General features: G+C 72.9%; 20 protein-coding genes. 8 read left to right on the top strand and 12 right to left on the bottom strand.

Annotated elements, in window-relative coordinates:
* Positions 1-70 precede the first annotated feature (70 nt).
* The 3 genes from ACFYXS_RS29580 (at position 71) to ACFYXS_RS29570 (ending at position 3,304) form a co-directional block, all read left to right on the top strand.
* Positions 71-1,096, top strand: a complete 1,026-nt coding sequence (locus ACFYXS_RS29580; protein WP_389253634.1) for a phosphotransferase family protein — start codon at positions 71-73, stop codon at positions 1,094-1,096.
* A gap of 2 nt (positions 1,097-1,098) precedes the next feature.
* Positions 1,099-2,325, top strand: a complete 1,227-nt coding sequence (locus ACFYXS_RS29575; protein WP_389253632.1) for an acyl-CoA dehydrogenase family protein — start codon at positions 1,099-1,101, stop codon at positions 2,323-2,325.
* Positions 2,326-2,485: 160 nt separating this feature from the next.
* Complete coding sequence (locus ACFYXS_RS29570) at positions 2,486-3,304, top strand: SDR family oxidoreductase (protein WP_389253629.1); 819 nt, start codon at positions 2,486-2,488, stop codon at positions 3,302-3,304.
* Positions 3,305-3,332: 28 nt separating this feature from the next.
* On the opposite strand, the gene ACFYXS_RS29565 is transcribed toward ACFYXS_RS29570, so the two are convergent.
* The 6 genes from ACFYXS_RS29565 to ACFYXS_RS29540 form a co-directional block, all read right to left on the bottom strand.
* Positions 3,333-4,607, bottom strand: coding sequence for a glycosyltransferase 87 family protein (locus tag ACFYXS_RS29565; protein WP_389253627.1), 1,275 nt, complete (start codon positions 4,605-4,607; stop codon positions 3,333-3,335).
* 80 nt (positions 4,608-4,687) lie between these two features.
* Positions 4,688-5,674 carry an NADPH:quinone oxidoreductase family protein gene (locus ACFYXS_RS29560; RefSeq protein ID WP_389253625.1) on the bottom strand — a complete coding sequence of 329 codons (987 nt, stop codon included), beginning with the start codon at positions 5,672-5,674 and terminating at the stop codon, positions 4,688-4,690.
* 22 nt (positions 5,675-5,696) lie between these two features.
* Positions 5,697-6,302 carry a TetR/AcrR family transcriptional regulator gene (locus ACFYXS_RS29555; RefSeq protein WP_389253623.1) on the bottom strand — a complete coding sequence of 202 codons (606 nt, stop codon included), beginning with the start codon at positions 6,300-6,302 and terminating at the stop codon, positions 5,697-5,699.
* A gap of 54 nt (positions 6,303-6,356) precedes the next feature.
* A complete protein-coding gene (locus ACFYXS_RS29550; RefSeq protein WP_389253621.1) occupies positions 6,357-8,012 on the bottom strand; it encodes a long-chain fatty acid--CoA ligase in 1,656 nt (551 codons plus the stop codon).
* Entirely contained in the window at positions 8,009-8,776 is a 768-nt protein-coding gene (locus ACFYXS_RS29545; protein ID WP_389253619.1) for an SDR family oxidoreductase, read from the bottom strand. Before ACFYXS_RS29545 ends, ACFYXS_RS29550 begins: the two co-directional genes overlap by 4 nt.
* A gap of 140 nt (positions 8,777-8,916) precedes the next feature.
* Entirely contained in the window at positions 8,917-11,682 is a 2,766-nt protein-coding gene (locus ACFYXS_RS29540; RefSeq protein WP_389253617.1) for a penicillin acylase family protein, read from the bottom strand.
* A gap of 186 nt (positions 11,683-11,868) precedes the next feature.
* On the opposite strand from ACFYXS_RS29540, the gene ACFYXS_RS29535 reads away from it, so the two are divergent.
* Together ACFYXS_RS29535 and ACFYXS_RS29530 are read left to right on the top strand one after the other, a co-directional pair.
* Positions 11,869-12,471: a hypothetical protein gene (locus tag ACFYXS_RS29535; protein WP_389253615.1), complete on the top strand. Its 603-nt coding sequence runs from the start codon at positions 11,869-11,871 to the stop codon at positions 12,469-12,471.
* 878 nt (positions 12,472-13,349) lie between these two features.
* Positions 13,350-14,795 (top strand): amidase, encoded by a 1,446-nt coding sequence (locus ACFYXS_RS29530; protein WP_389253613.1) that lies wholly within the window; start codon positions 13,350-13,352, stop codon positions 14,793-14,795.
* Here ACFYXS_RS29530 and soxR read toward each other — a convergent pair.
* Together soxR and ACFYXS_RS29520 are read right to left on the bottom strand one after the other, a co-directional pair.
* Positions 14,728-15,273, bottom strand: a complete 546-nt coding sequence (gene soxR, locus ACFYXS_RS29525; protein WP_389253611.1) for a redox-sensitive transcriptional activator SoxR — start codon at positions 15,271-15,273, stop codon at positions 14,728-14,730. The genes ACFYXS_RS29530 and soxR overlap by 68 nt on opposite strands.
* Positions 15,274-15,282: 9 nt before the next feature.
* Positions 15,283-16,584: a glycosyltransferase 87 family protein gene (locus ACFYXS_RS29520; RefSeq protein ID WP_389253609.1), complete on the bottom strand. Its 1,302-nt coding sequence runs from the start codon at positions 16,582-16,584 to the stop codon at positions 15,283-15,285.
* Positions 16,585-16,751: 167 nt separating this feature from the next.
* Here ACFYXS_RS29520 and ACFYXS_RS29515 point away from each other — a divergent pair, with 167 nt between their 5' ends.
* Entirely contained in the window at positions 16,752-17,213 is a 462-nt protein-coding gene (locus ACFYXS_RS29515) for a MaoC family dehydratase (protein ID WP_319661921.1), read from the top strand.
* Positions 17,214-17,217: 4 nt separating this feature from the next.
* On the opposite strand, the gene ACFYXS_RS29510 is transcribed toward ACFYXS_RS29515, so the two are convergent.
* On the bottom strand, positions 17,218-17,859 hold the full coding sequence (locus ACFYXS_RS29510; protein WP_389253606.1) for a TetR/AcrR family transcriptional regulator: 642 nt from the start codon (positions 17,857-17,859) through the stop codon (positions 17,218-17,220).
* Between the two features lie 94 nt (positions 17,860-17,953).
* Positions 17,954-19,105, bottom strand: a complete 1,152-nt coding sequence (locus ACFYXS_RS29505; RefSeq protein WP_389253604.1) for an acyl-CoA dehydrogenase family protein — start codon at positions 19,103-19,105, stop codon at positions 17,954-17,956.
* A 74-nt stretch (positions 19,106-19,179) separates the two neighbouring features.
* Here ACFYXS_RS29505 and ACFYXS_RS29500 point away from each other — a divergent pair, with 74 nt between their 5' ends.
* Together ACFYXS_RS29500 and ACFYXS_RS29495 are read left to right on the top strand one after the other, a co-directional pair.
* The gene (locus ACFYXS_RS29500) at positions 19,180-19,815 is read left to right on the top strand and encodes a TetR/AcrR family transcriptional regulator (RefSeq protein ID WP_389253602.1); all 636 of its coding nucleotides are present in this window, start codon (positions 19,180-19,182) and stop codon (positions 19,813-19,815) included.
* Positions 19,816-19,858: 43 nt separating this feature from the next.
* A complete protein-coding gene (locus ACFYXS_RS29495) occupies positions 19,859-21,721 on the top strand; it encodes an SMI1/KNR4 family protein (RefSeq protein WP_389253600.1) in 1,863 nt (620 codons plus the stop codon).
* Positions 21,722-21,728: 7 nt separating this feature from the next.
* Here the strand turns inward: ACFYXS_RS29495 and ACFYXS_RS29490 are convergent, their stop codons facing one another.
* Both ACFYXS_RS29490 and ACFYXS_RS29485 read right to left on the bottom strand, forming a co-directional pair.
* Positions 21,729-22,811 carry a Zn-dependent alcohol dehydrogenase gene (locus tag ACFYXS_RS29490; protein WP_389253598.1) on the bottom strand — a complete coding sequence of 361 codons (1,083 nt, stop codon included), beginning with the start codon at positions 22,809-22,811 and terminating at the stop codon, positions 21,729-21,731.
* 34 nt (positions 22,812-22,845) lie between these two features.
* Positions 22,846-24,240 (bottom strand): aldehyde dehydrogenase family protein, encoded by a 1,395-nt coding sequence (locus ACFYXS_RS29485; protein ID WP_389253596.1) that lies wholly within the window; start codon positions 24,238-24,240, stop codon positions 22,846-22,848.
* Between the last annotated feature and the right edge of the window lie 10 nt (positions 24,241-24,250).

Genomic DNA, 24,250 nt, shown 5'->3' with positions numbered 1-24,250 from the left:
GGCGGACTGGACGACATACCGACTGGTCGGCATGATGTCGGGGACAGGATCGGCAGGGGCGAGGAGCATGATGAGCGGTACGGAGAACCCACCGGGGCTCGACCTGGACCGGCTGCGACGGTACCTGGACGCGCAGCGGCCCGGCCTGCTGCACGGCGCGCTCGACGGCGAGCTGATCGAGGGCGGGCGGTCCAACCTGACGTACGCCGTGACCGACGGCACCGCCCGCTGGGTGGTCCGCCGGCCGCCGCTGGGCCACGTCCTGGCGACCGCGCACGACATGGGCCGCGAGCACCGCGTCATCAGCGCCCTGCGCGACACCCCCGTGCCCGTCCCCGGCGCCGTGCTCCTGTGCGACGACACCGAGGTCCTGGGCGCGCCCTTCTACGTCATGGACTTCGTCGAGGGCACGCCCTACCGCACCGAGAAGCAGCTCACCGAGCTCGGCCCCGAGCGCACCCGCTCCATCGTGCTCGGCCTGGTGGACACGCTGGTCGCGCTGCACGCCGTCGATCCCGCCGCGGCCGGGCTCGCCGGCTTCGGCCGTCCCGACGGCTTCCTGGAGCGCCAGCTGCGCCGCTGGGGCAAGCAGCTCGACGCCTCGCGCAGCCGCGACCTGCCCGGCATCGACGAGCTCGCGGCCGCCCTGGGCACCCGGCTGCCCGCCTCCGGCCCCGCGGCGGTCGTGCACGGCGACTACCGGCTCGACAACGTGCTGGTCGGCTCCGACGACACCATCAGGGCCGTCCTGGACTGGGAGATGTCCACGCTCGGCGACCCGCTCACCGACCTCGGCCTGCTGCTGATGTACGGCGAGCTGCGCCCGACCCCCGGCACGCCGGTGTCCGTCACCGGCGGCGCCCCGGGTCACCCCTCGGCCGCCGAGCTGGTCGGGCGCTACGCCACCGGCTCGGGGCGCGACGTGTCCGCGGTGGCCTGGTACACGGCCTTCGCGTACTTCAAGCTCGCGGTGATCCTGGAGGGCATCCACTACCGCTTCACCCTCGGCCAGACCGTCGGCGCCGGCTTCGACCGGATCGGCGCCATCGTCCCGGCCTTCATCGACAACGGCCTGCGCACACTTCAGGAAGGCTGACCATGGATTTCGCGTACGACGCCAGGACCGAGGAACTGCGCGAGCGGCTGCTCGCCTTCATGGACGAGCACGTGTACCCCGCCGAGCCGGTCTTCCACCGGCAGCGCGAGGAGGCCGAGGGCGACGCGGTCTGGTCGGCGCCGCCGGTCGTGGAGGAACTGAAGGCGAAGGCACGGGAGCTGGGCCTGTGGAACCTCTTCCTGCCCGGTGAGCGCGGCGCGGGCCTGACCAACCTCCAGTACGCGCCGCTCGCCGAGATCACCGGCCGCAGCCCGCACTTGGCCCCGCCGGCCCTGAACTGCGCCGCCCCGGACACCGGGAACATGGAGGTGCTGAACGAGTTCGGCACCGACGGGCAGCGCAAGACCTGGCTGGAGCCGCTGCTCGCCGGGGAGATCCGCTCGGCCTTCGCGATGACCGAGCCGGACGTGGCCTCCTCGGACGCGACGAACATCGAGACCCGGATCGTGCGCGACGGCGGCGACTACGTCGTCAACGGCCGCAAGTGGTACATCTCCGGCGCGATGAACCCCAAGTGCGCGATCTTCATCGTCATGGGCAAGACCGATCCCACCGCGGACCGGCACCGCCAGCAGAGCATGATCCTCGTGCCGCGTGACACGCCCGGCCTCGAAGTCCGGCGCGGGATGCGGGTGTTCGGCTACGACGACGGGGACCACGGCGGCCACGCCGAGGTGGTCTTCCACGACGTGCGGGTGCCCGCGGAGAACCTGGTCGGCGAGGAGGGCGGCGGCTTCGCCATCGCCCAGGCCCGGTTGGGCCCCGGCCGCATCCACCACTGCATGCGGCTGATCGGCATGGCCGAGCGCGCGGTGGAGCTGATGTGCCGGCGCGCCTCCGGGCGGGTCGCGTTCGGCAAGCCGCTGGCCGCACAGGGCGTCGTCCAGGAGTGGATCGCCGAGGCCCGCGTGGAGATCGAGCAACTGCGGTTGCTGGTGCTGAAGACCGCGTGGTTGATGGACACCGTCGGCAACCGCGGGGCGCACACCGAGATCCAGTCCATCAAGATCGCCACCCCGGCGAAGGTGGGCCTCATCCTCGACCGCGCCATCCAGGTGCACGGCGCGGGTGGCGTCAGCCAGGACTTCCCGCTCGCCGAGCTGTACGCGGCGGCCCGCACGCTGCGCCTGGCCGACGGGCCCGACGAGGTCCACAAGCGGTCCCTCGCCCGGCGCGAACTGAAGCGGTACGCAGCCCAGGAGAGCTGAGCGGCAGACACGCGAGAGGCGCCCCCGGGTCCCCCGACCCGGGGGCGCCCTCGTGTGCGCGAGCGGTGCGCCGCCGGTGCGCGGCCGGTCAGCGCCGAGCGCGATGGTGTTCCCACGGACGGGCCGCAGGGGCCCGGCACCGCGGACCGGGGAGCCCGACATGAACGCATCGACCACTGCCACCGCTTCTGCCGTTTCCACCGCTTCGACCGCACTGGCCGGGAGGACGGCACTGGTGACCGGCGGTTCGCGCGGCATCGGCCGCGCCGTGGCACGCCGGCTGGCGGCCGACGGCGCCCTGGTCGCCGTCCACTACGGCAGCCGCAAGGAGGCCGCCGACGAGACGGTGGCGCTGATCAACGAGGCCGGGGGCAGGGCCTTCCCGATCGGGGCCGACTTCGCGTCCCCCGACGCGGCGGACCGCCTCTTCGAGGGACTGGAGACCGGACTCGGCGGGCGCGGGCTGGACATCCTGGTCGGCAACGCGGGCATCGCGTCCACCAGTCCGATCGCCGCCGTCACCGAGGAGGAGTTCGACCGCATCCTCACGGTCAACCTCCGCACCCCGTTCCTGGTGACCCGGCGCGCCGTCCCGCTGCTCAACGACGGCGGCCGCATCGTCACCATCGCCTCCACGGCCACCCGCGTCGCGGTCTCCACCCAGATCGCCTACACCATGACCAAGGCGGCCCTGGAGAGCATGACCCCGTCGCTGGCGAACGAGCTCGGCGGGCGGGGCATCACCGTGAACACCGTGGCGCCCGGCGTGATCCGCACCGACATGACCGCGGGGCACACCGCCGTCCCGGGGGCCGCCGCCCAGCTCGCCGCGATCACCGCGCTGGGCCGGCTCGGCGACCCCGAGGACGTGGCCCGCGCGGTGGCCTTCCTGGCGGGCCCGGACGGCGCCTACGTCACCGGTCAGCGCATCGACGTCTGCGGGGGGCTGTGGCTCGGCCCGATCGTCCCGGGCCGGTGAGGTCGCGGCGCCGCGGCGGCCGGCCCGGTCACGCGGCCCGGCTGCCCGCGCCGACCGTTCGCGCGTCCTTCCCGCCCCGCGCCCCGCCGTCCGGGACGAGGTGGACGGCCCCGGGGCCGGTGTCCGCGCGCCGGGTGGCCCGCAGCAGGCGGGTCGCCGAGAGCACGGTGGCGGCCACGAGCAGCAGGTTGCGGGCGGTCAGCACGGCCACGGCCAGGACCGACCCGTCGAGCAGGTCGCGGAAGAGCAGCGGGAAGTCCAGGGTCGTCAGCACGGTCGCGGCGACCAGGAGGGCGGCGACCGGACGCTGCGAGGTGCCGCGGTGCAGCAGGCAGACGGAGGCCAGTCCGATCAGCCAGATCAGGTACTGCGGGCTCAGGACGCGGCTGGTGACGACGAAGAGCAGCACCGCGGTCAGTGCCGCGTCCGGCAGCACCCAGGGCGCCCTGCGGTCGGCCCGCCGCCACCACCACAGCAGCCAGCAGAAGGCCAGGACCGTGCAGGCCTCGCTGACCCAGACCGTCTCGCGGATCCAGGGGCCGACGAACTCCATGGAGCCGTCGCGCGGCATCCACTGCCCCGACCAGCCGAAGTGCCGGGCGATGTGGAACGGCAGCGCCGCCGTCGCCTCGACCTCGATGCCGCGTTCGCGCTGCGCGGCCAGGAAGTCGAAGGCCCCGGGCATGGCGACGGCGAAGCCGAGGGCGACGGCCGCGGCGGTCGCCGCCGCCGTGAGGATCGCGGTACGGGCCCGCGGGCCGGCCCGCAGTCCGCTGAGCAGCAGCAGCGGCCAGGCCTTGATCATGGCGCCGAGCCCGACGAGCACCCCGAAGACGAGGTCGGCCCAGCGGCGCCGGGTGCCCGCCGCGATGAGGGCGCCCATGGCCGTGGCGGTCACGAAGACGTCGAAGCGGCTCCAGGGCAGGGTGATCAGCAGCGGCAGGCCGCCGATCCACATCCACGCGGCCGCCGTGCCCGGCCCCTTGCGGAGCAGCACGGCGGTCACGACGGCGTCGCACAGCGCGCAGCACACGATGAAGGCGTGACCGTAGTCCAGCACCGGCACCAGGCTCGGGGCGAGCAGCGGGAGCGCGGCGCCGGGCGGGTACTGCCAGGTGACGTCGGCCACGGGGAAGACACCGGTGCGCAGCACCGCGTACCAGCCCGTGTAGACCTCCGAGACGGACGGGTCGAGGTCTCCGAGGCCGCTGAACGGGCCGAGGCGCAGCGACGCGCCCACGAGCAGCAGCCGGGTCACCGCCCAGGCCGTCCACTGCCCGCGTGCGTCAAGGCACCACCGCATTGTTCGTTTCTCCCCCTGTTCGGCGGTCCGGCCTTTGGAGAAGAGACGATCCAGGCGACGCACAGGTTGCTCGCGGGTGATCAGCTGTTGACGACCACCAGTCGTCCCGTCGTCGTGCCGTCCGCGACGCGCTGCACGGCGTCGGCGGCGCCGGTGAGCGAGACCCGGTCGCTCACCAGGGGCTTGATCGCGCCCTCGGCGGCCAGCCGGGTCAGTTCGTCGTGGCAGCGCCGGACGGCGGCCGGGTCGTGGGTGTTGTACAGGCCCCAATGGAGGCCGAGAACGGCGTAGTTCTTCACGAGGGCGTGGTTGAGCCCGGGGCTGGGGATGGTGCCGCTGGTGAAACCGACGACGACGATGCGGCCCTCGAAGGCGATGCACTTGGTGGACCGGGTGTAGGCGTCGCCGCCGACCGGGTCGTAGACCACGTCGGCGCCGCGCCCTCCGGTGGCCTCCTTGACGACGGCCACGAAGTCCTCGCTGTGCCGGTCGACGACGACGTCGGCGCCGAGCTCCCGGGCGGCCTTGGCCTTCTCCGGGCCGCCGACGACACCGATGACCGTGGCGCCCGCCGCCTTGCCCAGTTGGACGGCGGCGCTGCCCACGCCGCCCGCCGCGGCGTGCACGAGCAGGGTCTCGCCGGGTCGCAGCGCGGCGCGCCGGTGCAGGCCGAACCAGCCGGTCTGGTAGCCGATGTGGAGGGCGGCGGCCTCCGCGTCGTCCAGCGCCTCCGGCGCGGGCAGCACGCCGGCGGCCGGGACGACGGCCTGCTCGGCGAAGGCACCGCCGGGCAGCGCCGCGGGGGTGATGACGCGGTCGCCGGTGCGGTGTCCCTCGACACCCTCGCCGACGGCGGCGATCTCGCCGCAGAACTCGACGCCGGGGGTGAACGGCAGCGGCGGCCGGACCTGGTAGTGGCCGCGGCACAGCAGCGCGTCGGGGAAGTTGACCGCGGCCGCGCGCACCGTGAGCAGCAGCTCGCCGGGGCCGGGCTGCGGGTCGGGGACGTCGTCGAGGCGCATCGCCTCACGCGGCTCCCCGTTCTCGTGCACTCGCCATGCCTTCATGCGGTCCGCTCCCGGCTCCTGTTCAGGGCTGCCGCACGGAGTGCAGCAGCATGTCGGCGAAATCGGCGGCGACCTGGCCGGCGGACAGCGGTCCGTCCTCGCGGTACCAGGTGCCGAGGTGGTGCACCGCGCCGAAGAAGAAGTCGACGACGAGGTCGGGCCGGGCTTCCGCCCGGAACACCCCCTCGCGCTGTCCCTCCTCCACCAGCGCGCGGAACTTCTCGTGGTAGCGGCGGCGGTCGGCCCGCACCGCCTTCTGCTTCTCCGGGCTCAGCTGGTGGATGGACCGGAAGAAGATCTTGGTGTCGTCGAGGTTCTGGATGCTGGTGACGACGACGTCCGCGGCGGCCTCGACCAGGCGCCGCTGCACGGGCTCGTCCCGGTCGGCGATCGACTCCAGGCGCTCCAGCTGCAGCCGCAGCACCCGGCCGTAGATCTCGTGCAGGAGGTCGTCCTTGCTGCCGAAGTAGTGGTACAGCGCGCCCTTGGTCACTCCGGCGGCCTCGACGATCTCCTGCACGGAGGTCCTGTCGTACCCGCGCTCGGCGAAGAGCCGGGTGGCCTCGGCGAGCAGCCGCTGCGGGACAGCGGTGGCGGCTGCCTTCGGTGGTGTCGTACTCCGTGCCATGGCCTGCCCTCTCTCCGTACCGGTGCGCGGGACAGCGTACCGAGCGGTATGTCGTCAGTCCGCGCGTGCCCGCAACTCCCGGCGCAGGATCTTGCCCGTGGCGGTCTTGGGCAGCTCGGGCAGGACATCGATCACGCGGGGGTACTTGTACGCGGCGAGCCGGTCCTTGCAGTGGGCGATCAGCTCCTCGGGCGACGCGGCGGCGTCCGGTCGCAGGCTGACGTACGCCTTCACGGACTCGCCGCGGTAGGCGTCGGGGACGCCCACGACGGCTGCCTCGCGGACCGCCGGGTGCGTGTAGAGGACGTCCTCGACCTCGCGGGGCCACACCTTGAAGCCGGAGGCGTTGATCATGTCCTTCTTGCGGTCCACGACGTAGACCCAGCCGTCCTCGTCCATGAACCCGATGTCGCCGGTGCGCAGTTCCCCGTCGGGCAGGGCCGCCGCGGAGGCCTCCGGCAGCCGCCAGTAGCCGGGGACGACCATCGGACCGCGCACCACGATCTCGCCGTGCTCGCCGAAGGGCACGTCCGCGCCCTGTTCGTCGACGATGCGCACGAGGGTGTCGGGACCGGGGACGCCCACCGAGAGCGTGCCGGAGACCGGATCCACCGGGGCCTCCAGGTGGGGCGGGGTGCTGGTGGCCGGGGCGGTGCACTCGGTGAGGCCGTAGCCGTTGTGGAGGTAGTGCCCGAAACGCTCCCGGAAGGCCTCCACCAGGGCGGGCGGCAGCGGCGCGCCACCGGAGTACAGCAGCTGGAAGGAGGCGAAGTCCTCGGGCACGGCCTCCGGGTGGGCCATCAGCGCCATGTAGGCGGTGGACGGCCCGACCATGTAGGCGGGGCGGTGCTCGCGGAGCGCGTCCAGGACGACGCCCGTCTCGAAGCGGTAGGCGAGGGCGACCGTCGCGCCCGCGGCGATGCCGGCGGCGAGCTGGCAGACCATGCCGGTGATGTGGAACAGCGGTGCCAGCGCGAAGATCGTCGCGCCGTCGGGGAGCACGCTGTGGGCGCGCTGCCGGTCGGCGTTGAAGCTGATGTTGCCGTGGGTGTTCATCGCGCCCTTGGGCACGCCGCTGGTGCCCGAGGTGTAGCTGATCAGCGCGATGTCCGCGCCCGTGAGCCCGGGGTCGGGCAGGGCGGGTCCCACCGTGCCGGCGTGGGCCGCGGCGAGCAGGTCCTCGGCGTCCTCCGCGGCGATCCGCTGCCCCGGCAGGACGCGGAGGTCGTCCCGGGTCTGCAGGTCGAGCTCGCTGGTGGTCAGCGGGATGCGGACCGGGGAGTCCGCGGCCGTCTTGCGGATGTACCCGTCCCAGGCGCGCTCGGAGCAGACCAGCGCGGCCACGTCGGCGTCGCGCAGGATGTGGCCGAGCTCGTGCTCCTTGTACATCGGGTTGACCGGGACGACGCTGCCGCCGGCCTTCCAGGCGGCGAGCAGGGCGACCGCGAACTGCGGGACGTTCTGCAGCACGATCGCGAGCCGGTCGCCGCTCGCGAAGCCGCGTCCGATGAGGTGGCGGGCGAGCCCGTCGGAGAGTTCGTCGAGCTCGCGGTAGGGGATGCGGGCGTCGAAGTAGGCCAGCGCGGTGCGGTCCGGCACCCTTTCCACGGTGGCGCGGAAGGCGTGCAGCAGCGTCGGCGGCGGGTCGGGGAGGGTGCGCAGCTCCTCCCTGAAGTGCTTGAGCCAGGGCCTGCTCTCGTACGAGGTCATGCCGCTCCCCCCTCCTCCAGCTTGCGCTGCATCCGGTTCATGGCGTCGATCCAGTGGTCGGTGTCGTTGGCCCGGGCCGCGTAGTACCCGGCGGCCTCGGGGTGCGGCAGGATCAGGAAGCGCTCGTCGGCGATGCCCTGGAGCACGGCCTCCACCACGTCCTCCGGCTCGATGGCGCCGGGGGCGAGGACGAGTTCGCCGGCGTGGCCGGCCGCGCGCAGCATGTCGGTGCGGACGCCCTGCGGGCAGACCGCGTGGACGCGGACGCCGCGGTGGCGGTAGGTGACGGCCAGCCACTCGGCGAAGGCCAGCGCTCCGTGCTTGGTGACCGAGTACGGGGCGTCGCCGACCATGGTCAGCAGTCCGGCGGCGGACACGGTGGCCACGAAGCGGCCCTCACCGCGCTCCAGCCACTCCGGGAGCAGTTCGCGCGCCGCCCGGACGTGCGCCATGACGTTGACGTCCCACACGCGCTGCCAGACCTCGTCGTCGGCCTCGGGGCCGGCCATGGAGCCGATGCCGGCGTTGGCGCAGAACAGGTCGATGCGGCCGCCGAGTGCCTCGCGGGCCGGCCCGACCACGCCGGAGGCGTCACCGGGCAGGCAGATACCGCCGATCTCCTCGGCGACGGTCTCTGCGGCGGCCTTGTTCAGGTCGTTGACGACGACACGGGCGCCCTCCGCGGCGAATCGGCGGGCGAGCGCCGCACCGATCCCGCCTCCCGCACCGGTGACGACCACCCGGGCATCGCGCAGCGCTTCCATCGCGTCTCCTTCGACTCGTACGGCTCCCTTCGCATACTAAGCGGTCGGTCACAGAGAGGGAAGGTCATGCCGCGGAGACACGGGCCGGGGCCCGGCCGAAACGGCCGGGCCCCGGATCGCGTACGGGTGGTCGCACCGGGTCAGCGGTGCGCGGCGAACTCCACGACCTGCTGGTAGGTCGGGCGGTTCTGCCAGCTGATCTTGCCGTGCTTGATGCCGCCGAGCGGCCGCTGGATCACGGTGTCGGCACACCACTGGTCGCCGGCCGAGCAGTTCTCGTCGCCCGGGTAGACCTGGGCGGCGGTCGTCGCCGCGGCCTGCTTCAAGGTGGTGACCAGGATGTCCCGGCAGGCGCTCAGCGAGCCGCCGCCGCAGTAGCTCCTGGCCAGGCCGCCCTGGACGGGCTCGCCGAGGACCTGACGGATGTCCTTGTCGACATAGGACCACCAGCCGTACTGGAAGGCGCTCCCGGCGTGGGCGCCGGTCGGACCGTGCCCCGCCGAAGGCGACTCGTCGACGGTCAGGTTGGCGGTGAGCGCCGCGTACAGCCCGCTGCCGAGGCCCGGTTCGAACTCCGCCTTGACCAGCAGCGGCCACCACGCGTCCAGGATGCGCACCGCGTCGGCGTTGGCGTAGGTGTGCGAACCCGCCGAGGTCTCCTTGCGCTTGGTGCCCGCGGTGACCCAGTCGCCCAGCTTCGTGACGGCGGCGGCCGCCGCGGGGTCGGAGACGGCGCTGCTGCGGATCACCTTCAGCAGGTTCGGCAGCACGTCCTCGCCGCGCAGATCCGTCAGCGCCGCGTCGGCCATCGCCCGGGTGAGCTGCGCGCGGGTGACCCCTCCCGCGGCGACGAGCTGCTTCACCCGGTCGTCGAGCAGGTCCCCGCGGTGCACCGAGCCGTTGCCGAAGCCGGCCGCGTCGTACCCCTTGGCCTGCCGGTTGTTCCAGGAGACGTAGTAGTCCTGGTCGACGGACTGCGGGTGCTGGGCGGGCGGCGTGTAGTCGGCGGTGTTGTGCGCGGGGTCGAAGCCCTGCCACTCGTACGCCGTCTCGGCGCGCACCGGGAAGGTCGCGTCGACACCGGCCTGCCGGACGGGGTTGTCACCGCTGTTGTAGTACGCCGTGTGCTGGGAGTCGGCGTAGAACCAGTTGAAGGTGTAGTTGATGTGCTGCACGGCCTCCTCGAAGGAGGCGGGACCGGTGACCGCGGACGGGTCGTTGAGCATCTGGAAGCCGACCACCGAGTCGGCCTCGTGCATGTAGGAGCTGCGCAGGCTGGTGAACGCCACCTTCTTGCCGCCGACGGTCCCGCGGTACTCCACGGTGCCGTACTCGGTCCGGTAGACCTGCATCCGGTACGAGCCGGCGGCCGTGCCGTCGGCGGTGGTCGGCGTCCAGGAGTTGGTGCGTTCCAGCTTCTCCATGGGCGTGCAGGTGCCGTGGTAGAGGTAGTGGACGTCGTCCTGGCACAGTTCGACCGCGTAGGTGTCGGTGATGTCCTGGGCGGAGGTCGTCGCGCTCCACGCGAAGTCCGGACCGCGACCCAGCTCCACGTACATGCTCAAGCCCGCGAAGGAGGCGCCGCGGGCGCTGATCCCGGGTCCCTGGATCTCCTGCAACATGAGCAGCTGCGGCGCGAAGTAGCCGGTCTGCGGGCCGAAGACGGCGACCGGGTGGCCGCTCGCGGTGTGCGCGCCGCTCACCAGCAGGGCGTTGGACATGCCCCTGGTGTTGGCCGACAGGGCCGTACTCGCCGCGCTCTTGGAGGCGGCGGCGGCCTTGGCGGTCGCGCCGGTGCCGGTGCGGTCGTAGACCAGCGGCTCCTCGGCCACCGAGCCGGCGTCGGGCATCGCCGTGCCGCGCGGGGTGTCGGGGCGCACAGCGTACGGGAAGGTCTCGCCGTTGTGGACGGTGAGGGCCGCCTCGGGGTCGTCGCGTTCGCGGAACGACTCCCAGACCTTGGTGCCCTCGGTGACGCCGTACTGCTCCTGGGCCGCCAGCAGCGACAGCGCGTTGGTCACCTCACCGCCCCCGCCCGTGCCGAAGAGGGCGCCGATGACGGAGGCGAGCGCGACCAGGTCGGTGGGCTTGAACTTCTCTATGGTGCCGGCGTTGGTGATCGCGTCCTTGTGGCCGGTCAGCACGTACTCGCCGGGGAAGTAGCGGCCGCTGTCGGAGGCGGCGATGTAGGCGTTGACGCCGTCCACGTACGCGCTGACGTCGGCGTACGCCTGCTGGCCGCGCGCGCCGTTGTGGGAGGCGATCCAGTCGATCTGGGTCTGCAGATCGGCCTCGGTGTACGGGGCGGCGCGCCAGAACTGCTGCTCCAGGCCCTGGTTGGCCAGGGCGCCGCCGGCGAAGGAGGTCAACTGGCCCCGGCCGACGTGCCGGAAGAGGTCCATCATCCACAGGCGGTCCTGCGCCGCGGCGTACCCGGCGCCGAACTCGGTTCCGTAGCGGGTCGTCCCGGAGATGTGCGGGACGCCGGTCTTCTTGTCCCGCGTGATCGTCACGTCGCTGCGGGGCGAGACGGTGGACGCCACCTGGCCGGCGGGGACGCCGAAGGAGGCGTCGTTGAAGAAGTTGTTGATCGTGGCGTTCGTCAGGCTCTGGTACCCGGTGGCCAGGTTGGCGTACGGACCGAGCTGGTCCTCCGCGTGGTCCGGCTGGGTGCCGAAGATCTGGTTGAGCAGGATCTGGGCGAGAGTGGCGTTGCCGTTCTCCCCCGGCGGCAGGATGTCGGAACACTGTCCCTGGCAGTAGTCGTTGGGGGTCGCGGCGGCCGCGGGGGCCGCCAATGGGAGCGGCGCGAGCAGGCTCGCGCCCAGCGCGAGCACCGCCGCGGCGGCACCCGTTTTCAGTCTCGACCTGAACTTTGACCTGAACCTGTCAATCTGCGCACGCATGACCGCTCCTCCCGAAGGCCGGTGTGACGCAGATTACTTCGAAGTTGACCCATGAGTAAGATGAACATGCGTCACTTTTTCAGAACATGAGATCGTCGGAACTCGCCACCCCGGGGATGGATCCGGATCGCCGTCCGTTACGTCCATTGGACAGCGATGCGAACCCGATGACGGAGGTGGCATGCCATGGCCGGATTCCGAAGTCTCGCGAGACAGGTGCGCGACCCGCGGTGGTCCCCCACCCAGCGCCGCACCTACCTGCGGCGATGCCTGGAGCGCTTCGCGCCGTACGGGCACCGCGCCACCTGGGACCACCTGTGCGCCCGCGCCGGGTTCGCCCCCCAGGACCGCGAACCCGACCCGGCCCGACTGCTGTCCGCGCTCGCGGAACTGGAGGAGGCGCGGGCCGTCTGGCTCGCGTACGAACGGGAGTTCGCCGCCCGCCGCAAGGAGGAGAAGTTCTCCGGCATCCGGCAGCCCGGCGCCCTCGACGACTGGCACCGGCGCACCTGGGGCGGCAACGGGGTCGCCTGGTGCGACGATCCGCTCACGCACCCCTCCGACCGGCTCGCGGACGTCCTGCGCCGCATCATCACGGCGATCGACGCGGGGGCGGGGCGCGCGTGCCCCGTCTGCGCGCGGGAGCGGCTCCTGTGGCGCGACCGCCTCAACCACTATCCCGGCGCGGGGCCGGTGTGCGCGCACTGCGGGATCGTGGTCCCGCTCCCCGTCCTGACGGGGGCGGCGGTGGCCGCGGCACGGGGGGAGTTGCTTGTCGCCGCGGGCTGACCTGACGCTCGGCTTGCGGTCCGGGTAGGTTTTGTTCCCCGCCCGCCCTCCCGTGTGCCCTGTGAAGTCAGTGACCCCGGCGCGCGTTTCGGGGTGGACCGGGGTCGGGGCCTCCGGGGCTGGCCATTCTGGACAGCATATTTACGTGCGTGACGGGCACTTGCTCATCCCATCCCTGACCGGATGCCGCACACAAATATGCTCCACAGTCCAGAACGCCCACCCCTCCGACCCCGCCCCCTCCGTAGTGTTCGCGCCTGATCCCCAGTGGGGGTGGAAGGCAGCCATGGCACAGGCCCCTGTTGGTGCGGCGGCACATCAGCCGCCCAGCCCTCACCGCCCACACGCACTGCGCACCGGGCGTCGCGTCGCGCCCAGCCTTCTGCCGGGCGACCGTCACAAGGCGCGTGGTTCACGCCCACATCGCCCCCAGCAGGGGCACCCCGCCACACCCCGTCCCGGTCGGCCGCGCGCCCTGACGGCCGGTGGGGGCAGTATCCAAGCAACCGCGGCCGCCCCGGACTGCCTCCATACCCCCACTGAGGATCAGGCGCTTGCTACTACGGAGGGGGCGGGGTCGTAGGGGTGGGCGTTCTGGACTGTGGAGCATATTCGGGTGCACAACCCGGGGCGCCCAACGCAGAGTGCCCGAGGCACCAAAATGTGCTGTCCAGAATGGCCGGCCCCGGAGGCCCCGCACCCGGCACCCTACGAAACGGGCGCCGGGGTGCCCGGACTTCACAGGGCACACGGGCGGGAGGGCGGGGAAAAGACCTACCCGGACCGCAAGCGCAGCGCAGGGGCTGACACCTACCGGAGGGTAATGCGACGATGCACGTCGCAGGGGTCCAAACGACGTGGGACGGGACGGTACCGGCATGGCCGAACTGCACGATCTGACCGCACTGGAGCAGGGCGCCGCGATCCGGACAGGCGAGGTGTCCCCGGTCGAACTCACCGACCACTACCTGGCCCGCGTCGACCGCCTCAACGACACCGTCGGCGCCTACATCACCGTCACCCCGGAGATCGCCCGCAAGCAGGCCGCCGACGCCGAGTCCGAGGCGCTGGCGGCCCGGCGCGAGGACCGCGTTGCGGATCTGTCGCCACTGCACGGCGTGCCCGTCCCCGTGAAGGACCTCAACTTCGTCGCGGGCGTGCGCTGCACGCTCGGCTCGCGCGCGTACGCGGACCACGTGCCGGACGTCGACGACCACGTCGCCGTGAGGCTGCGCGCCGCCGGGACGGTCCTGCTGGGCAAGACCAACACCCCGGAGTTCGGGCTGCCCTGCTACACCGAGAACGAACTCGCCCCGCCCGCCCGCACACCGTGGGACCTGGCGCGGTCCGCCGGAGGCTCCAGCGGCGGCGCGGCGGCCGCCGTCTCCTCGGGGCTGGCGCCGATCGCCCAGGGCAGCGACGGCGGCGGTTCCATCCGGATCCCCGCGTCCGTCTGCGGTCTGTTCGGCATCAAGCCGAGCCGCGGCCGGGTCAGCGCGGGCCCGGTGCAGCACGACATCAGCGGGCTGAGCACGAGCGGACCGCTCGCCCGTACCGTCGCGGACGCCGCGGCGCTGCTGGACGTGCTGGCCGGCGGAATGCCGGGCGACCCGTACGGCGCGCCGTCGCCGGCGCCGGGTGAGACGTTCGCCTCCTACGCCGCCCGGGAGCCCGGCCCGCTGCGGGTGGTCGGGCTGCCCCAGCCGCCCGTGCCGGGTGTCGAACTGCACCCGGACTGCCGTGCGGCGTACGACGGCACGGCGGAGCTGCTGCGCGAGCTGGGCCACCAGGTCGACGAGGTGGACCTGCCCGTCGACGGCGCGATCCGGGACGCCTTCACCCGCGTGTGGGGCGTGATGGCCACCGTCTACCCGGTCGCGCCGGAGCAGGAGGAGCTGCTGATGCCGCTGACCCGGCACCTGCGCGCCGAGGGGGCCAAGGTCTCGGGGCCGGACTTCGCGGCGTCGCTGTACGCCTTCCGCGCGCTGGGGCAGTTGATCGCGGACGCGCTGCTGTCCTCGTACGACCTGGTGCTGACCCCGACGCTGGCGCAGCCGCCGGCGCCGGTGGGCCCGACCGGACTGCGTCACGACGACGACCCGGCCGCGGAGTTCGCGGGACTGGCGGCCTTCACGCCGTTCACGCCGATCTTCAACGCCACGGGCCAGCCGGCGGTGAACGTGCCGCTGCACTGGACCGAGGAGGGCCTGCCGATCGGTGTGATGTTCGGCGCCCGCTACGGGGACGAGGCGACGCTCATCTCGCTGTCGGCGCAGTTGGAGGCGGCCCGTCCGTGGGCCGCGCGCAGGCCCGCGCTCTGGTAGTGGCCGCGGCGGGGCGCGGCGGTTGCCCGGCGAGCAGCCGCCGCGCGCCCGGCCCCTGGTCGCCGAGCACGTCGCCCGGGTTGGACAGGGCGCAGCGGTCCAGGGAGAGGCAGCCGCAGCCGATGCAGTCGTCGAGGCTGTCGCGCAGGCGGGTGAGCTGCTCGATGCGGGCATCGAGTTCCGACCGCCAGCCCGCGGACAGCCGTGCCCAGTCGGCGCGGTCGGGGGTGCGTCCCGCGGGCAGGCCGTCCAGGGCCTCGCGGATCGCCGCGAGGGGCATGCCGACCCGCTGGGAGGCCCGGATGAAGGCGACCCGGCGCAGCGCGTCGCGGGTGTAGCGGCGCTGGTTGCCGGCGGTGCGGCGGCTGCGGATCAGCCCCTTGGACTCGTAGAAGTGGAGCGCCGAGACCGCCGCGCCGCTGCGTGCGCTGAGCTGGCCGACGGTCAGTTCGCGTTGTCCGGTGGGGATGGCGGTCATGCTCCGACTCTACGAGAGCGTCGTGAGTTTCTTGCGGCGTGGGACGCTCGCCCGCCACAGCCGGGCGCAGGACACCGCGGCGGCGCCGACGAGCAGGGCGTTGCGGATCGCGACGACGCTGGTGCCCTGCCAGGAGTTGCTGACGACCTCCTCGAAGAACAGCGGGTAGTCGACCGTGGTGACGGCGGTGGCGAGCAGCAGCAGGACGGTCACCGGGCGCTGCGTCGTCTGACGCATCGTCAGGCATACGGCGGCGAGCCCGATCAGCCAGATCAGGTACTGCGGGCTGATGACGCGGCTGGTGACGGTGAAGAGCAGCACGGCGGTCATGGCGGCGTCGTAGGGGGTGGCCGGCGTCCAGCGGGCCGCCCGCAGCCGCCACACCAGCAGCCACACCAGGGCCGCGCCGGTGAGCACGAGGGAGGCGGTGGCCACCCAGGAGACGTACGGGCCGATGAACTCCATGGAGCCGTAGTGCGCCCGCACGCGGCCGGGCCAGCCGAGAAGTCCCGCGACGTGCAGGAAGGTGCCGCCGAGCGATTCGACCTCGACCCCGCGGTGGTGCTGGGCGGCGACGAAGCCGGTGGCGCCGCGGAAGAAGACGGTCAGCACCGCGAGCAGGGCGGCCGCCGAGAGGCCGACCGCGGTCCAGGCCTGGCGGGTCGTGCGGCCGCGCGGGGTGCCGAGCACGGTGAGCGCGGGCCAGAGCTTGATCATGGCGGCGAGTCCGACGAGCGCGCCGCCCAGCCGGGGCCGCGCCGGCACCGCGAGCAGGGCGCACACGGCGACGGCGGTGACCAGGAGGTCGTAGCGGGAGTAGGGCAGGTGCATCAGCAGGGGCAGCCCCAGCACCCACATCCAGGCCCCCGTGATGCTGCGGCCGGGCCGGTTCCACCCGGCGCGCAGGAGGGCGGCCAGCACGAGGGCGTCGCCGAGGAGCGACAGCAGGACGAAGCCCTGCAGGTAACTCAGGCCCGGCAGCAGCGCGGGCGTCAGCATCACCAGGGCGGCGCCGGGCGGGTACTGCCATGTGACGTCGCGCACCGGGTAGGTTCCGCGTTCGAAGCCGTGACTCCAGTGCTGGTAGAGGTAGTAGACCTCGCGCGCGATGTCCCCGTGCCCGGCCCGCAGCAGGGCGAGCATGACCACGCGGCTGGAGATCCAGTACGCGCCGAGCGCGACCCAGGCCTGCGGCCAGGTGGACGGCCGCAGCAGGACGCGGCGTTCACCGGGGACGGTCGGCCCGCTGCCGTACCGGACCTCCGTTGTGTCCCAGTCGTGCGGGCTGGTCTCCGTCCGGGCCTCGGCCACTGCCGCCTCCTCCACCGCCACAACGCCACATTCGGGGCATATGGCTATGAAAGATAGCCACAAACCGGACAGGTACTTCGTGATACGCGCCGGAGGACGGGGCGTTGACAGGGATCCGTCCCTCGCAGCATGCTGAGCAAGCGCTTGGACAGTACGGGAGGCATGACATGGGACAGCCCAGGATCTTCACGTCGGTGGACGAACTGAAGGCCGCCGTCGGCGAGGAACTCGGCACGACCGACTGGCTGGAGATCGACCAGAAGCGGATCGACCTCTTCGCGGACGCCACCGGCGACCACCAGTGGATCCACGTGGATCCGGAGAAGGCGGCCCAGGGCCCCTTCGGCACCACCATCGCGCACGGCTACCTGACGCTGTCGCTCATCCCCTCCTTCACCCCCGAACTGATGCGCGTCGAGGGCGTGAAGATGGGCGTCAACTACGGCGTCAACAAGGTGCGCTTCCCCTCACCCGTGCCGGTGGGTTCGCGACTGCGTGCCACGGGCCAGGTGGCCGAGGTCACCGAAGTGCCGGGCGGGGCACAGCTCGTCGCCCGCATCACCCTCGAGCGCGAGGGCGGCGACAAGCCGGTCTGCGTCGCCGAGACGGTCGTGCGCTTCTACCTCTGAGGCCTTACCCCCGGCCGGAACCGGCCGGGCCGTACCCGACCATGCGCAGGGCGAGATCGGCGTAGAGCGCGCCGATCTCGTCCGGCGTGCGCCGCCCGCCCGGGTTGAACCAGCGGGCCACGTCGATGCAGAGGGACAGCAGCGCGACGGTCGTGCCGGAGACGTCGGGGACGTCGAACTCCCCCGTCCGCACCCCGTCGCGCAGGATCGAGCGGACCGCGGCCTCGCTCTGCCGGCGCAGTTCCACGATCTCGGTGTAGTGCTCGGGGCCGAGCGCGCCCAACTCGTACTGCACGACGCGGCCGGTCGTGTGGTGCTCGGCGTGCCAGCGGACGAACGCGCGCACGGCCTCGGCCAGGCGCCCGGACGGGGAGCCCTCGCCGCCGGCGGCGTCCTGCAGCAGCCCGAGGGAGAGCCGGTGGCCGACCACGCTGATCTGGTAGAGCAGCTCTTCCTTGGTCTTGTAGTGGATGTAGAGCGCCGCCGGGCTCATGCCGGCGCGGCCCGCGATGTCGCGGGTGGTCGTCGCGTGGTAGCCGCGCTCCGCGAACGCCTCGACCGCGGCGATGACCAGCCGCCGGGCGGCATCAGGGGTGATGCCCGTCCACGCCTCGGTCCGCTCCGACTGCTCCGCCTCCACGTCCATGGCGGACACCCTACATGCCCACTGAGCAAGCGCTTAGATTCCGAGCGGTCGGTCGAACGGTGAGGAGCGGCGGCCCGGTCCGGTCAGAAGGCGGTCAGAAGGCCGAGACACCGGTCAGGTCGCGGCCGATGAGCAGCTTCTGGATCTGGCTCGTGCCCTCGTAGAGGGTCATCACGCGGGCGTCGCGCAGCAGCTTGCCGACCGGGTACTCGTCGATGTAGCCGTAGCCGCCGAACACCTGGAGCGCGTTGCCGGCACAGCGCACGGCTGCCTCGCTCGCGAAGAGCTTGGCCTTGGACGACTCCGCCGCGAAGGGCTGCCCGCGGTCGATGAGGTCGGCGACGCGCCAGGTCAGCAGGCGTGCGGCGTCCACGTCGAGGGCGATGTCGGCGATCAGCTCCTGCACCAGCTGGTGGGCGGCGATCGGCCGGCCGAACTGCTCGCGCTCCTTGGCGTAGCCCACGGCGGCGTCCAGGGCCGCCTGGGCGATGCCCACACAGCCGGCGGCCACCGACACCCGGCCCTTGGCCAGCGCCGACATCGCCACCGAGAAGCCCTTGCCCTCGGGCGCGATCATCGTGGAGTCCGGTACGCGCACGTCCTCGAGCACCAGCTCGGCGGTCGCCTGGCCGCGCAGGCCGAGCTTGCCGTGGATCTCGCGGCGGGTGAGGCCAGGGGTGTCGGTGGGCACGAGGAAGGCGCTGACGCCCTTGTGGCCCGGGGTGTCATTGGTGCGGGCAAAGAGCAGCACGACGTCGGCCCACGTGCCGTTCGTGATGAACATCTTGGTGCCGTTGATCACCCAGTCGCCGCCGTCCCGGGTGGCCCGGGTGGTGAGGTGGGCGGCGTCCGAGCCGGTGCCGGGCTCGGTGAGGCCGAAGCAGCCGACGGCCTCGCCGGAGGTCAGCCGGGGCAGCCAGGCGCGCTTCTGCTCCTCGGTGCCCCAGTGGGCGACGGACTTCGCGACGAGGCCGAGCGAGACCGAGACGATGCCGCGCACGGACGAGTCCCCACGGCCCAGCTCCTCGGTGACCAGGCAGTACGCGAGGTGGTCGCCGCCCGAGCCGCCGTACTCCTCCGGGACGGTGAGGCCGAGGAAGCCCACGGCGCCCAGTTTCTTCACGATGCCCCGGTCCACGCTCTCGGCGCGGTCCCAGGCCGTCGCGTGCGGCGCGATCTCGCGCTCGGTGAAGTCAGCGGCCAGGCGGCGGACCGCGGCCTGCTCCTCGGACAGCTCAAGGTTCACGACGCACCTCGGTGTTGATCCACTCGTTAATTAGCAGTGCTAGTTTCTTGCTCGCAGCCTCTACTATGTGCCGCATGGCCCGTCCCCGCAAGCCCCTGCTCAGCCGCGAGCGCATCGTCGCCGCGGCGCTCGCGCTGGTGGACGCGGAGGGGCTGGCGGCCGTCTCCACCCGGCGGCTCGCCGCGGAGCTCGGGGTCAGCGGGCCGAGCCTGTACAACCACTTCACGACGAAGGACGGGATCCTGGACGCGGTCGCCGACGCCGTCGTCGCCGAGGTGGACCTCGCCATGTTCGAGGACGGCCGGGACTGGCGCGACGCGCTGGTGGACTGGGCCCGGTCCTACCGCGCCGCCCTCGCCGCACACCCCCACATCGTGCCGTTCCTCGCCCAGGGACCCGGCCGCCGCCCCGCGGGCCTGCGCATGGCCGACGCGGTCTTCGGCGGCATGACGGCCGCGGGGTGGCCGCCGGCCCACGCGACCCGGGTGGGCGCCCTCATGCGGTACTTCGTGGCGGGGTCGGCACTGGGCTCGTTCGCGCGCGGGTTCGTCGACGACGCGTCCGCGTACGACCCGGCGGACTACCCGCACCTGGGGCAGGCGCACCTGCTGGCGGAGCGTCAGCAGCAGGTGGACGAGGGCGCGTTCGAGACGGGGCTGCGGGCCCTGGTGGACGGGCTGGCCGTGCAGTTCGCCGCACTGCCGCGCTGACCGGCAGGGGCCCGCTGTCGGTGGCGGGTGCGACGATCGGCCCATGACGGACACGACCTTCGACTGGCGCTCGTTCCTCGTGCGGTGGAGTGGGGAATGGGCCGACGCCCGGGATCCGGACGACTGCCTCACCGAGGACGACGCGCGGGCCCTGCGCGACCGGTGGCTGGGCTTCGCACCGGCGGACGCCGAGCGCATAGCGGAGGCGGAACGCCGGCTGGGACGCCGACTGCCGCCGTCCTACCGGGCGTTCCTCGAGGTGAGCGACGGATGGCGGCACGCGGGCGGCTCTGTTCCTCGGATCGTCGGCGCCGAGGGGGCGCGGTGGTTCGAGGACGTCAGCGGCTTCGCGGACCTCCACACGGCGGATCCGGACGAGGTCCCGTACCCGTCGCACGAGGACGTGGTGCGCACCGGAATGTGGGGGCGGGCCCTGCACGTGAACGACAGGTCCGACCCGGTCCATGTGCTCATGGACCCGGGCGACGTGGACGGCGAAGGGGAATGGGCCGTCTCCTTCTTCGACGTCTGGTCGGGACATCCGCCCACGCGGTACGCGTCGTTCCGGGACTTCTTGGAAGGCATGTACCGGGAGTTCCACCAGTCGTTCGCGATCCACGGCGCCCGCGGCGGAAAAGAGTTCGCCAACACGACGACGCGGGCGCTGGACGCCGCGGTGGAGGACGCCCGGCACGACGCGCTGGCCGGCCGGTGGGAGTCGGCCGAAAGCGTGCTCGCCGAGGCGGAGGAGTACGGACGGCCGAGCGCCAAGCCGCTGCGCGATCAGATACGGCACCTGGCGAACGGAACCTCGACGGGCGGCTTCGCCAAGCTGGCCCTCGACCTCGTGTACGCGCCTGAGCTGTTGCCGGTGCTGGCCGGCGAGCACGTCGGGGGCGGACGTGACGGGGCCTCGTGGGGCTTCGTCCGGGGTGCGTCCGACGCGGTCCGCGCCCTGGGCGAGGACGTGCTGCAACGGGTACGGGAGGGAACCTTCCGGTACACGGCTCCGGGTGCCTTCGGGGAGGCCGTCGACCGGGCGCGGGAGCAGGCGCGGTGGGGCGGGACCGATGCGGCCTGGCGCACCTTGCGGGCGGCGCTGCCGGTCTGGGAGCCGCCGGGTCCGGATCTGCTCGCTCCGCTGGGTCTGCTCGCGGACCCGGTCCTCGGTCCGCTGATCACGCCGGAACGCGGACGGGAAATGCTGGCCACCCCGCGCGCCGGCGAGGCGGGAGTTGCGCCGGAGCCGGCCCCCGACACCGATCCGGCCGGCCTCGTCTGGCTCCCCTCCGCCCTGGGGCACCGACGCGGCTACCGCTTCGTGCTCGTGGAGGGCACGACCCCCGACGCGTTGCCCGGGCTGCTGGCGACGGAGGAGGCCGGCGGATTCCTCCAGGACCCTGCCCGCGCGGACGCGCCCTCCACGGGCACGACGCGCATGGCCGCCGGCAGCGCCGGCGGGGGCTGGTCCTTCGCCTTCGACGCGGTGCCCCCCGACTTCGCCGAGGCACGGTTCGTCTCACCGGTGGTCGCCGCGTCCCGGACCGGCCGCGCCGTCGTCGTCTGGAGCACCCCCGGCGGGACGCACCGGCCGACGTCCGACCTCTTCCATCTGTCGGTCGCAGAGAAGGGCGAGGAGTCGTACGCGTTCACCGTGCGCGGCACCGAGGTCCGGCGGAGCGGCAGTGTGCCGCCGGACCTCGATCCGGATCGTCTCTTCTCGCCCGAGGACTTCCCGAGGGAAGGTGAACTGCGCGCCCTGGGGGCCATAGCCGCCGCGTTCGGGGTGACGCTGCCGCGCTTCGCCCTGACGCGGAACTACCTGCCCACCTTCACCACCCGCTCGTGGACGCGGCCCCCGGGACCGGGTGAGAGATATGTGACGGTGACCGTCGGTCAGGGGTGAGCGGGCCTCAGAAGACCACCAGGGCGCGGCCGCCACGCCCTGCGAGCATCGCGTCGAAGGCGGCGGGGATGCCCTCCAGGGCGATGTGCTCGGTGACCATCGCGGACAGGTCGAGGCGGCCCGCGCGGATGTGGTCCGCGAGGACGGGCAGGTCGCGGGCCGGGTCGCTGTTGCCGTAGACGCAGCCCGAGAGCGTGCGGCCGAAGTGGAAGATCTCCAGGGCGGAGAAGGAGACCATGTCCTGCTTGCCGCCGATGCCGACGACCGTCGTGCGGCCGCCCCGCCGGGTGGAGGACCAGGCGGCACGGATGGTCTCCGAGCGGCCCACGCACTCGATGGCGACGTCCGCGCCGTGGCCGCCGGTCAGGGCGCGGACGCGTTTCGCGATGTCGTCACCGGCGACCAGGAACTCGGTGGCTCCCGCGGCCCGGGCCAGCTCCTCCTTGGCAGGGGACACGTCGACGGCGAGGATCGTCCCCGCGCCGGCGATGCGGGCGGCCTGGAGCACGGCGAGGCCCACGCCACCGACGCCGAAGACGACGACGGACTCGCCGGGACGGACGGCGGCGGAGTGGTGGACGGCGCCGTAGCCGGTGAGCACGGCGCAGCCCAGGAGGGCGGCCTCGGTGAGCGGGACGCCGTCGGGCAGCGGGAGGACGGCGACGGCCGGGACCACGGTCTCCTCGGCGAAGGCGGCCGTGCCGAGGCCCGGGTAGAGCTCGTCGCCCCCGGAGGCGAGCTTGGCGTAGGGCGCGGCGGCCGCCGCGCCCGCGTTGGCGCAGAGCCAGGGCTCGCCGAGGCCGCAGTAGTGGCAGGCGCCGCAGGAGGGCGCCCAGTTGAGGACGACGGGGTCGCCGGGGGTGAGGCCGGTGACGCCCTCGCCGACGGAGACGACCGTGCCCGCGCCCTCGTGGCCGAGGACGGCGGGCACGGGCTGGCGGAGCGTCCCGTTCGACAGCGACAGGTCGGAGTGGCAGACGCCGGCCGCAGCGAGGCGTACCCGGACCTGGCCGGGGCCGGGTTCGGGCAGCTCGATGTCGGCGATGGCCAGGGGCGCGTTGACGGCGGACAGGACGGCGGCGCGGACCACGGTGTTTTCTCCTGCGCTCAGGGGTTCGGGGGCGTCAGAACTGGAGGGACTTGGTCTGGAGGTACTCGGCGAGGCCGTGCGGTCCGAGTTCGCGGCCGACGCCGGACTGCTTGTAACCGCCGAAGGGGGCCAGCGGGTTGAAGCGGCCGCCGTTGATGTCGACCTGGCCGGTCTCCATGCGCCGGGCGAAGGCGACGGCCTCGGCGTCGTCCCCGGCCCACACGGCCCCCGCGAGGCCGTAGACGGTGCCGTTGGCGATGCGCAGGGCGTCGTCCTCGTCCTCGTACGCCAGAATCGACAGGACCGGGCCGAAGATCTCCTCCTGCGCGATGGTCATGCCGGGGGTGACGTCGGCGAAGATCGTGGGGCTGACCCAGTAGCCGAGCGGGCGGGGCGCCTCGGGGCCGCCGGCGACGAGCCGGGCGCCCTCGGCGATGCCCTGCTCGATGTAGCCGCGCACCCGGGCCTGCTGCTTGGCGTTGACGACGGGGCCGATGCGCTCACCGGGAACGTACTTGGCGGCGGCGGCCGCGGCGAGGGCGACGGCCTCGTCGTAGTGGTCGCGGTGGACGAGCATGCGGGTCCAGGCGCTGCAGGTCTGCCCGGTGTTGGACATGACGTTCGCGACGCCGACGTTGACGGCCTTGGCGAGGTCCGCGGTCGGGAGGATGACGTTGGCGGACTTGCCGCCGAGCTCCAGCGCGACGCGCTTGACCGCGGCCCCGGCGGTGGCGGCGATCTGCTTTCCGACGGCCGTGGAGCCGGTGAACGACACCAGGTCGACGCCGGAGTGGGCGACGAGCGCCTGTCCCGCGACCGGGCCGAGGCCGGTGACGAGGTTGAACACCCCGGCGGGCAGGCCCGCTTCCTGGACGGCGTCGGCGAAGAGCTGGGCGACCAGCGGGGTGTCCTCGGCGGGCTTGAGCACGACGGTGCAGCCGGCGGCGAGGGCGGGGGCGACCTTGGCGACGATCTGGTGCAGCGGGTAGTTCCAGGGGGTGATCGCGCCGACGACGCCGACCGGCTCGTGGAGCACGGTGGAGTTGCCGATCCGCTCCTCGAACGCGTGCCCGGCGGCGAGTTCGGCGTACGAACCGGCGACCTTGATGGGGAGGTCGGCGTGGACGGCCTGGGCGAAGGCCAGGGGCGAGCCCAGCTCGGCGGCGACGGTCTCGGCGATCTCGTCACGGCGGGCGGCGAGTACGTCGCGCAGCGCGGCGATGCGGGCGGCCCGGTCGGCGGGAGTGGTGGCGGCCCAGCCGGGGAAGGCCGCGCGGGCGGCGCGCACCGCGGCGTCCACGTCGGCGGCGGTGCCGGCGGGCACAGTGGCGAACACCTGCTCGTCGGCGGGGTTGACGACGTCGATCGTCTCCGCGCCGGCGGCGGGCCGCCACTCGCCGTCGATGTACATCCCGTCGTGCGGCTTCATCGGTTGTCCT

The sequence above is a fragment of the Streptomyces sp. NPDC002574 genome, assembly GCF_042889545.1.
Lineage (GTDB): Bacteria > Actinomycetota > Actinomycetes > Streptomycetales > Streptomycetaceae > Actinacidiphila.
This window is presented reverse-complemented; position numbering and strand designations above follow the sequence as displayed.

Excerpts from the sequence above, each read along its gene's own strand:
- ACFYXS_RS29495 (WP_389253600.1), top strand. The coding sequence starts at position 19,859 with ATGACGGACACGACCTTCGACTGGCGCTCGTTCCTCGTGCGGTGGAGT.
- ACFYXS_RS29510 (WP_389253606.1), bottom strand. The coding sequence starts at position 17,859 with ATGGACGTGGAGGCGGAGCAGTCGGAGCGGACCGAGGCGTGGACGGGC.
- ACFYXS_RS29515 (WP_319661921.1), top strand. The coding sequence starts at position 16,752 with ATGGGACAGCCCAGGATCTTCACGTCGGTGGACGAACTGAAGGCCGCC.
- ACFYXS_RS29530 (WP_389253613.1), top strand. The coding sequence starts at position 13,350 with ATGGCCGAACTGCACGATCTGACCGCACTGGAGCAGGGCGCCGCGATC.
- ACFYXS_RS29535 (WP_389253615.1), top strand. The coding sequence starts at position 11,869 with ATGGCCGGATTCCGAAGTCTCGCGAGACAGGTGCGCGACCCGCGGTGG.
- soxR (WP_389253611.1), bottom strand. The coding sequence starts at position 15,273 with ATGACCGCCATCCCCACCGGACAACGCGAACTGACCGTCGGCCAGCTC.
- ACFYXS_RS29545 (WP_389253619.1), bottom strand. The coding sequence starts at position 8,776 with ATGGAAGCGCTGCGCGATGCCCGGGTGGTCGTCACCGGTGCGGGAGGC.
- ACFYXS_RS29500 (WP_389253602.1), top strand. The coding sequence starts at position 19,180 with ATGGCCCGTCCCCGCAAGCCCCTGCTCAGCCGCGAGCGCATCGTCGCC.
- ACFYXS_RS29580 (WP_389253634.1), top strand. The coding sequence starts at position 71 with ATGAGCGGTACGGAGAACCCACCGGGGCTCGACCTGGACCGGCTGCGA.
- ACFYXS_RS29485 (WP_389253596.1), bottom strand. The coding sequence starts at position 24,240 with ATGAAGCCGCACGACGGGATGTACATCGACGGCGAGTGGCGGCCCGCC.
- ACFYXS_RS29555 (WP_389253623.1), bottom strand. The coding sequence starts at position 6,302 with ATGGCACGGAGTACGACACCACCGAAGGCAGCCGCCACCGCTGTCCCG.
- ACFYXS_RS29550 (WP_389253621.1), bottom strand. The coding sequence starts at position 8,012 with ATGACCTCGTACGAGAGCAGGCCCTGGCTCAAGCACTTCAGGGAGGAG.
- ACFYXS_RS29575 (WP_389253632.1), top strand. The coding sequence starts at position 1,099 with ATGGATTTCGCGTACGACGCCAGGACCGAGGAACTGCGCGAGCGGCTG.
- ACFYXS_RS29570 (WP_389253629.1), top strand. The coding sequence starts at position 2,486 with ATGAACGCATCGACCACTGCCACCGCTTCTGCCGTTTCCACCGCTTCG.
- ACFYXS_RS29560 (WP_389253625.1), bottom strand. The coding sequence starts at position 5,674 with ATGAAGGCATGGCGAGTGCACGAGAACGGGGAGCCGCGTGAGGCGATG.
- ACFYXS_RS29540 (WP_389253617.1), bottom strand. The coding sequence starts at position 11,682 with ATGCGTGCGCAGATTGACAGGTTCAGGTCAAAGTTCAGGTCGAGACTG.
- ACFYXS_RS29565 (WP_389253627.1), bottom strand. The coding sequence starts at position 4,607 with ATGCGGTGGTGCCTTGACGCACGCGGGCAGTGGACGGCCTGGGCGGTG.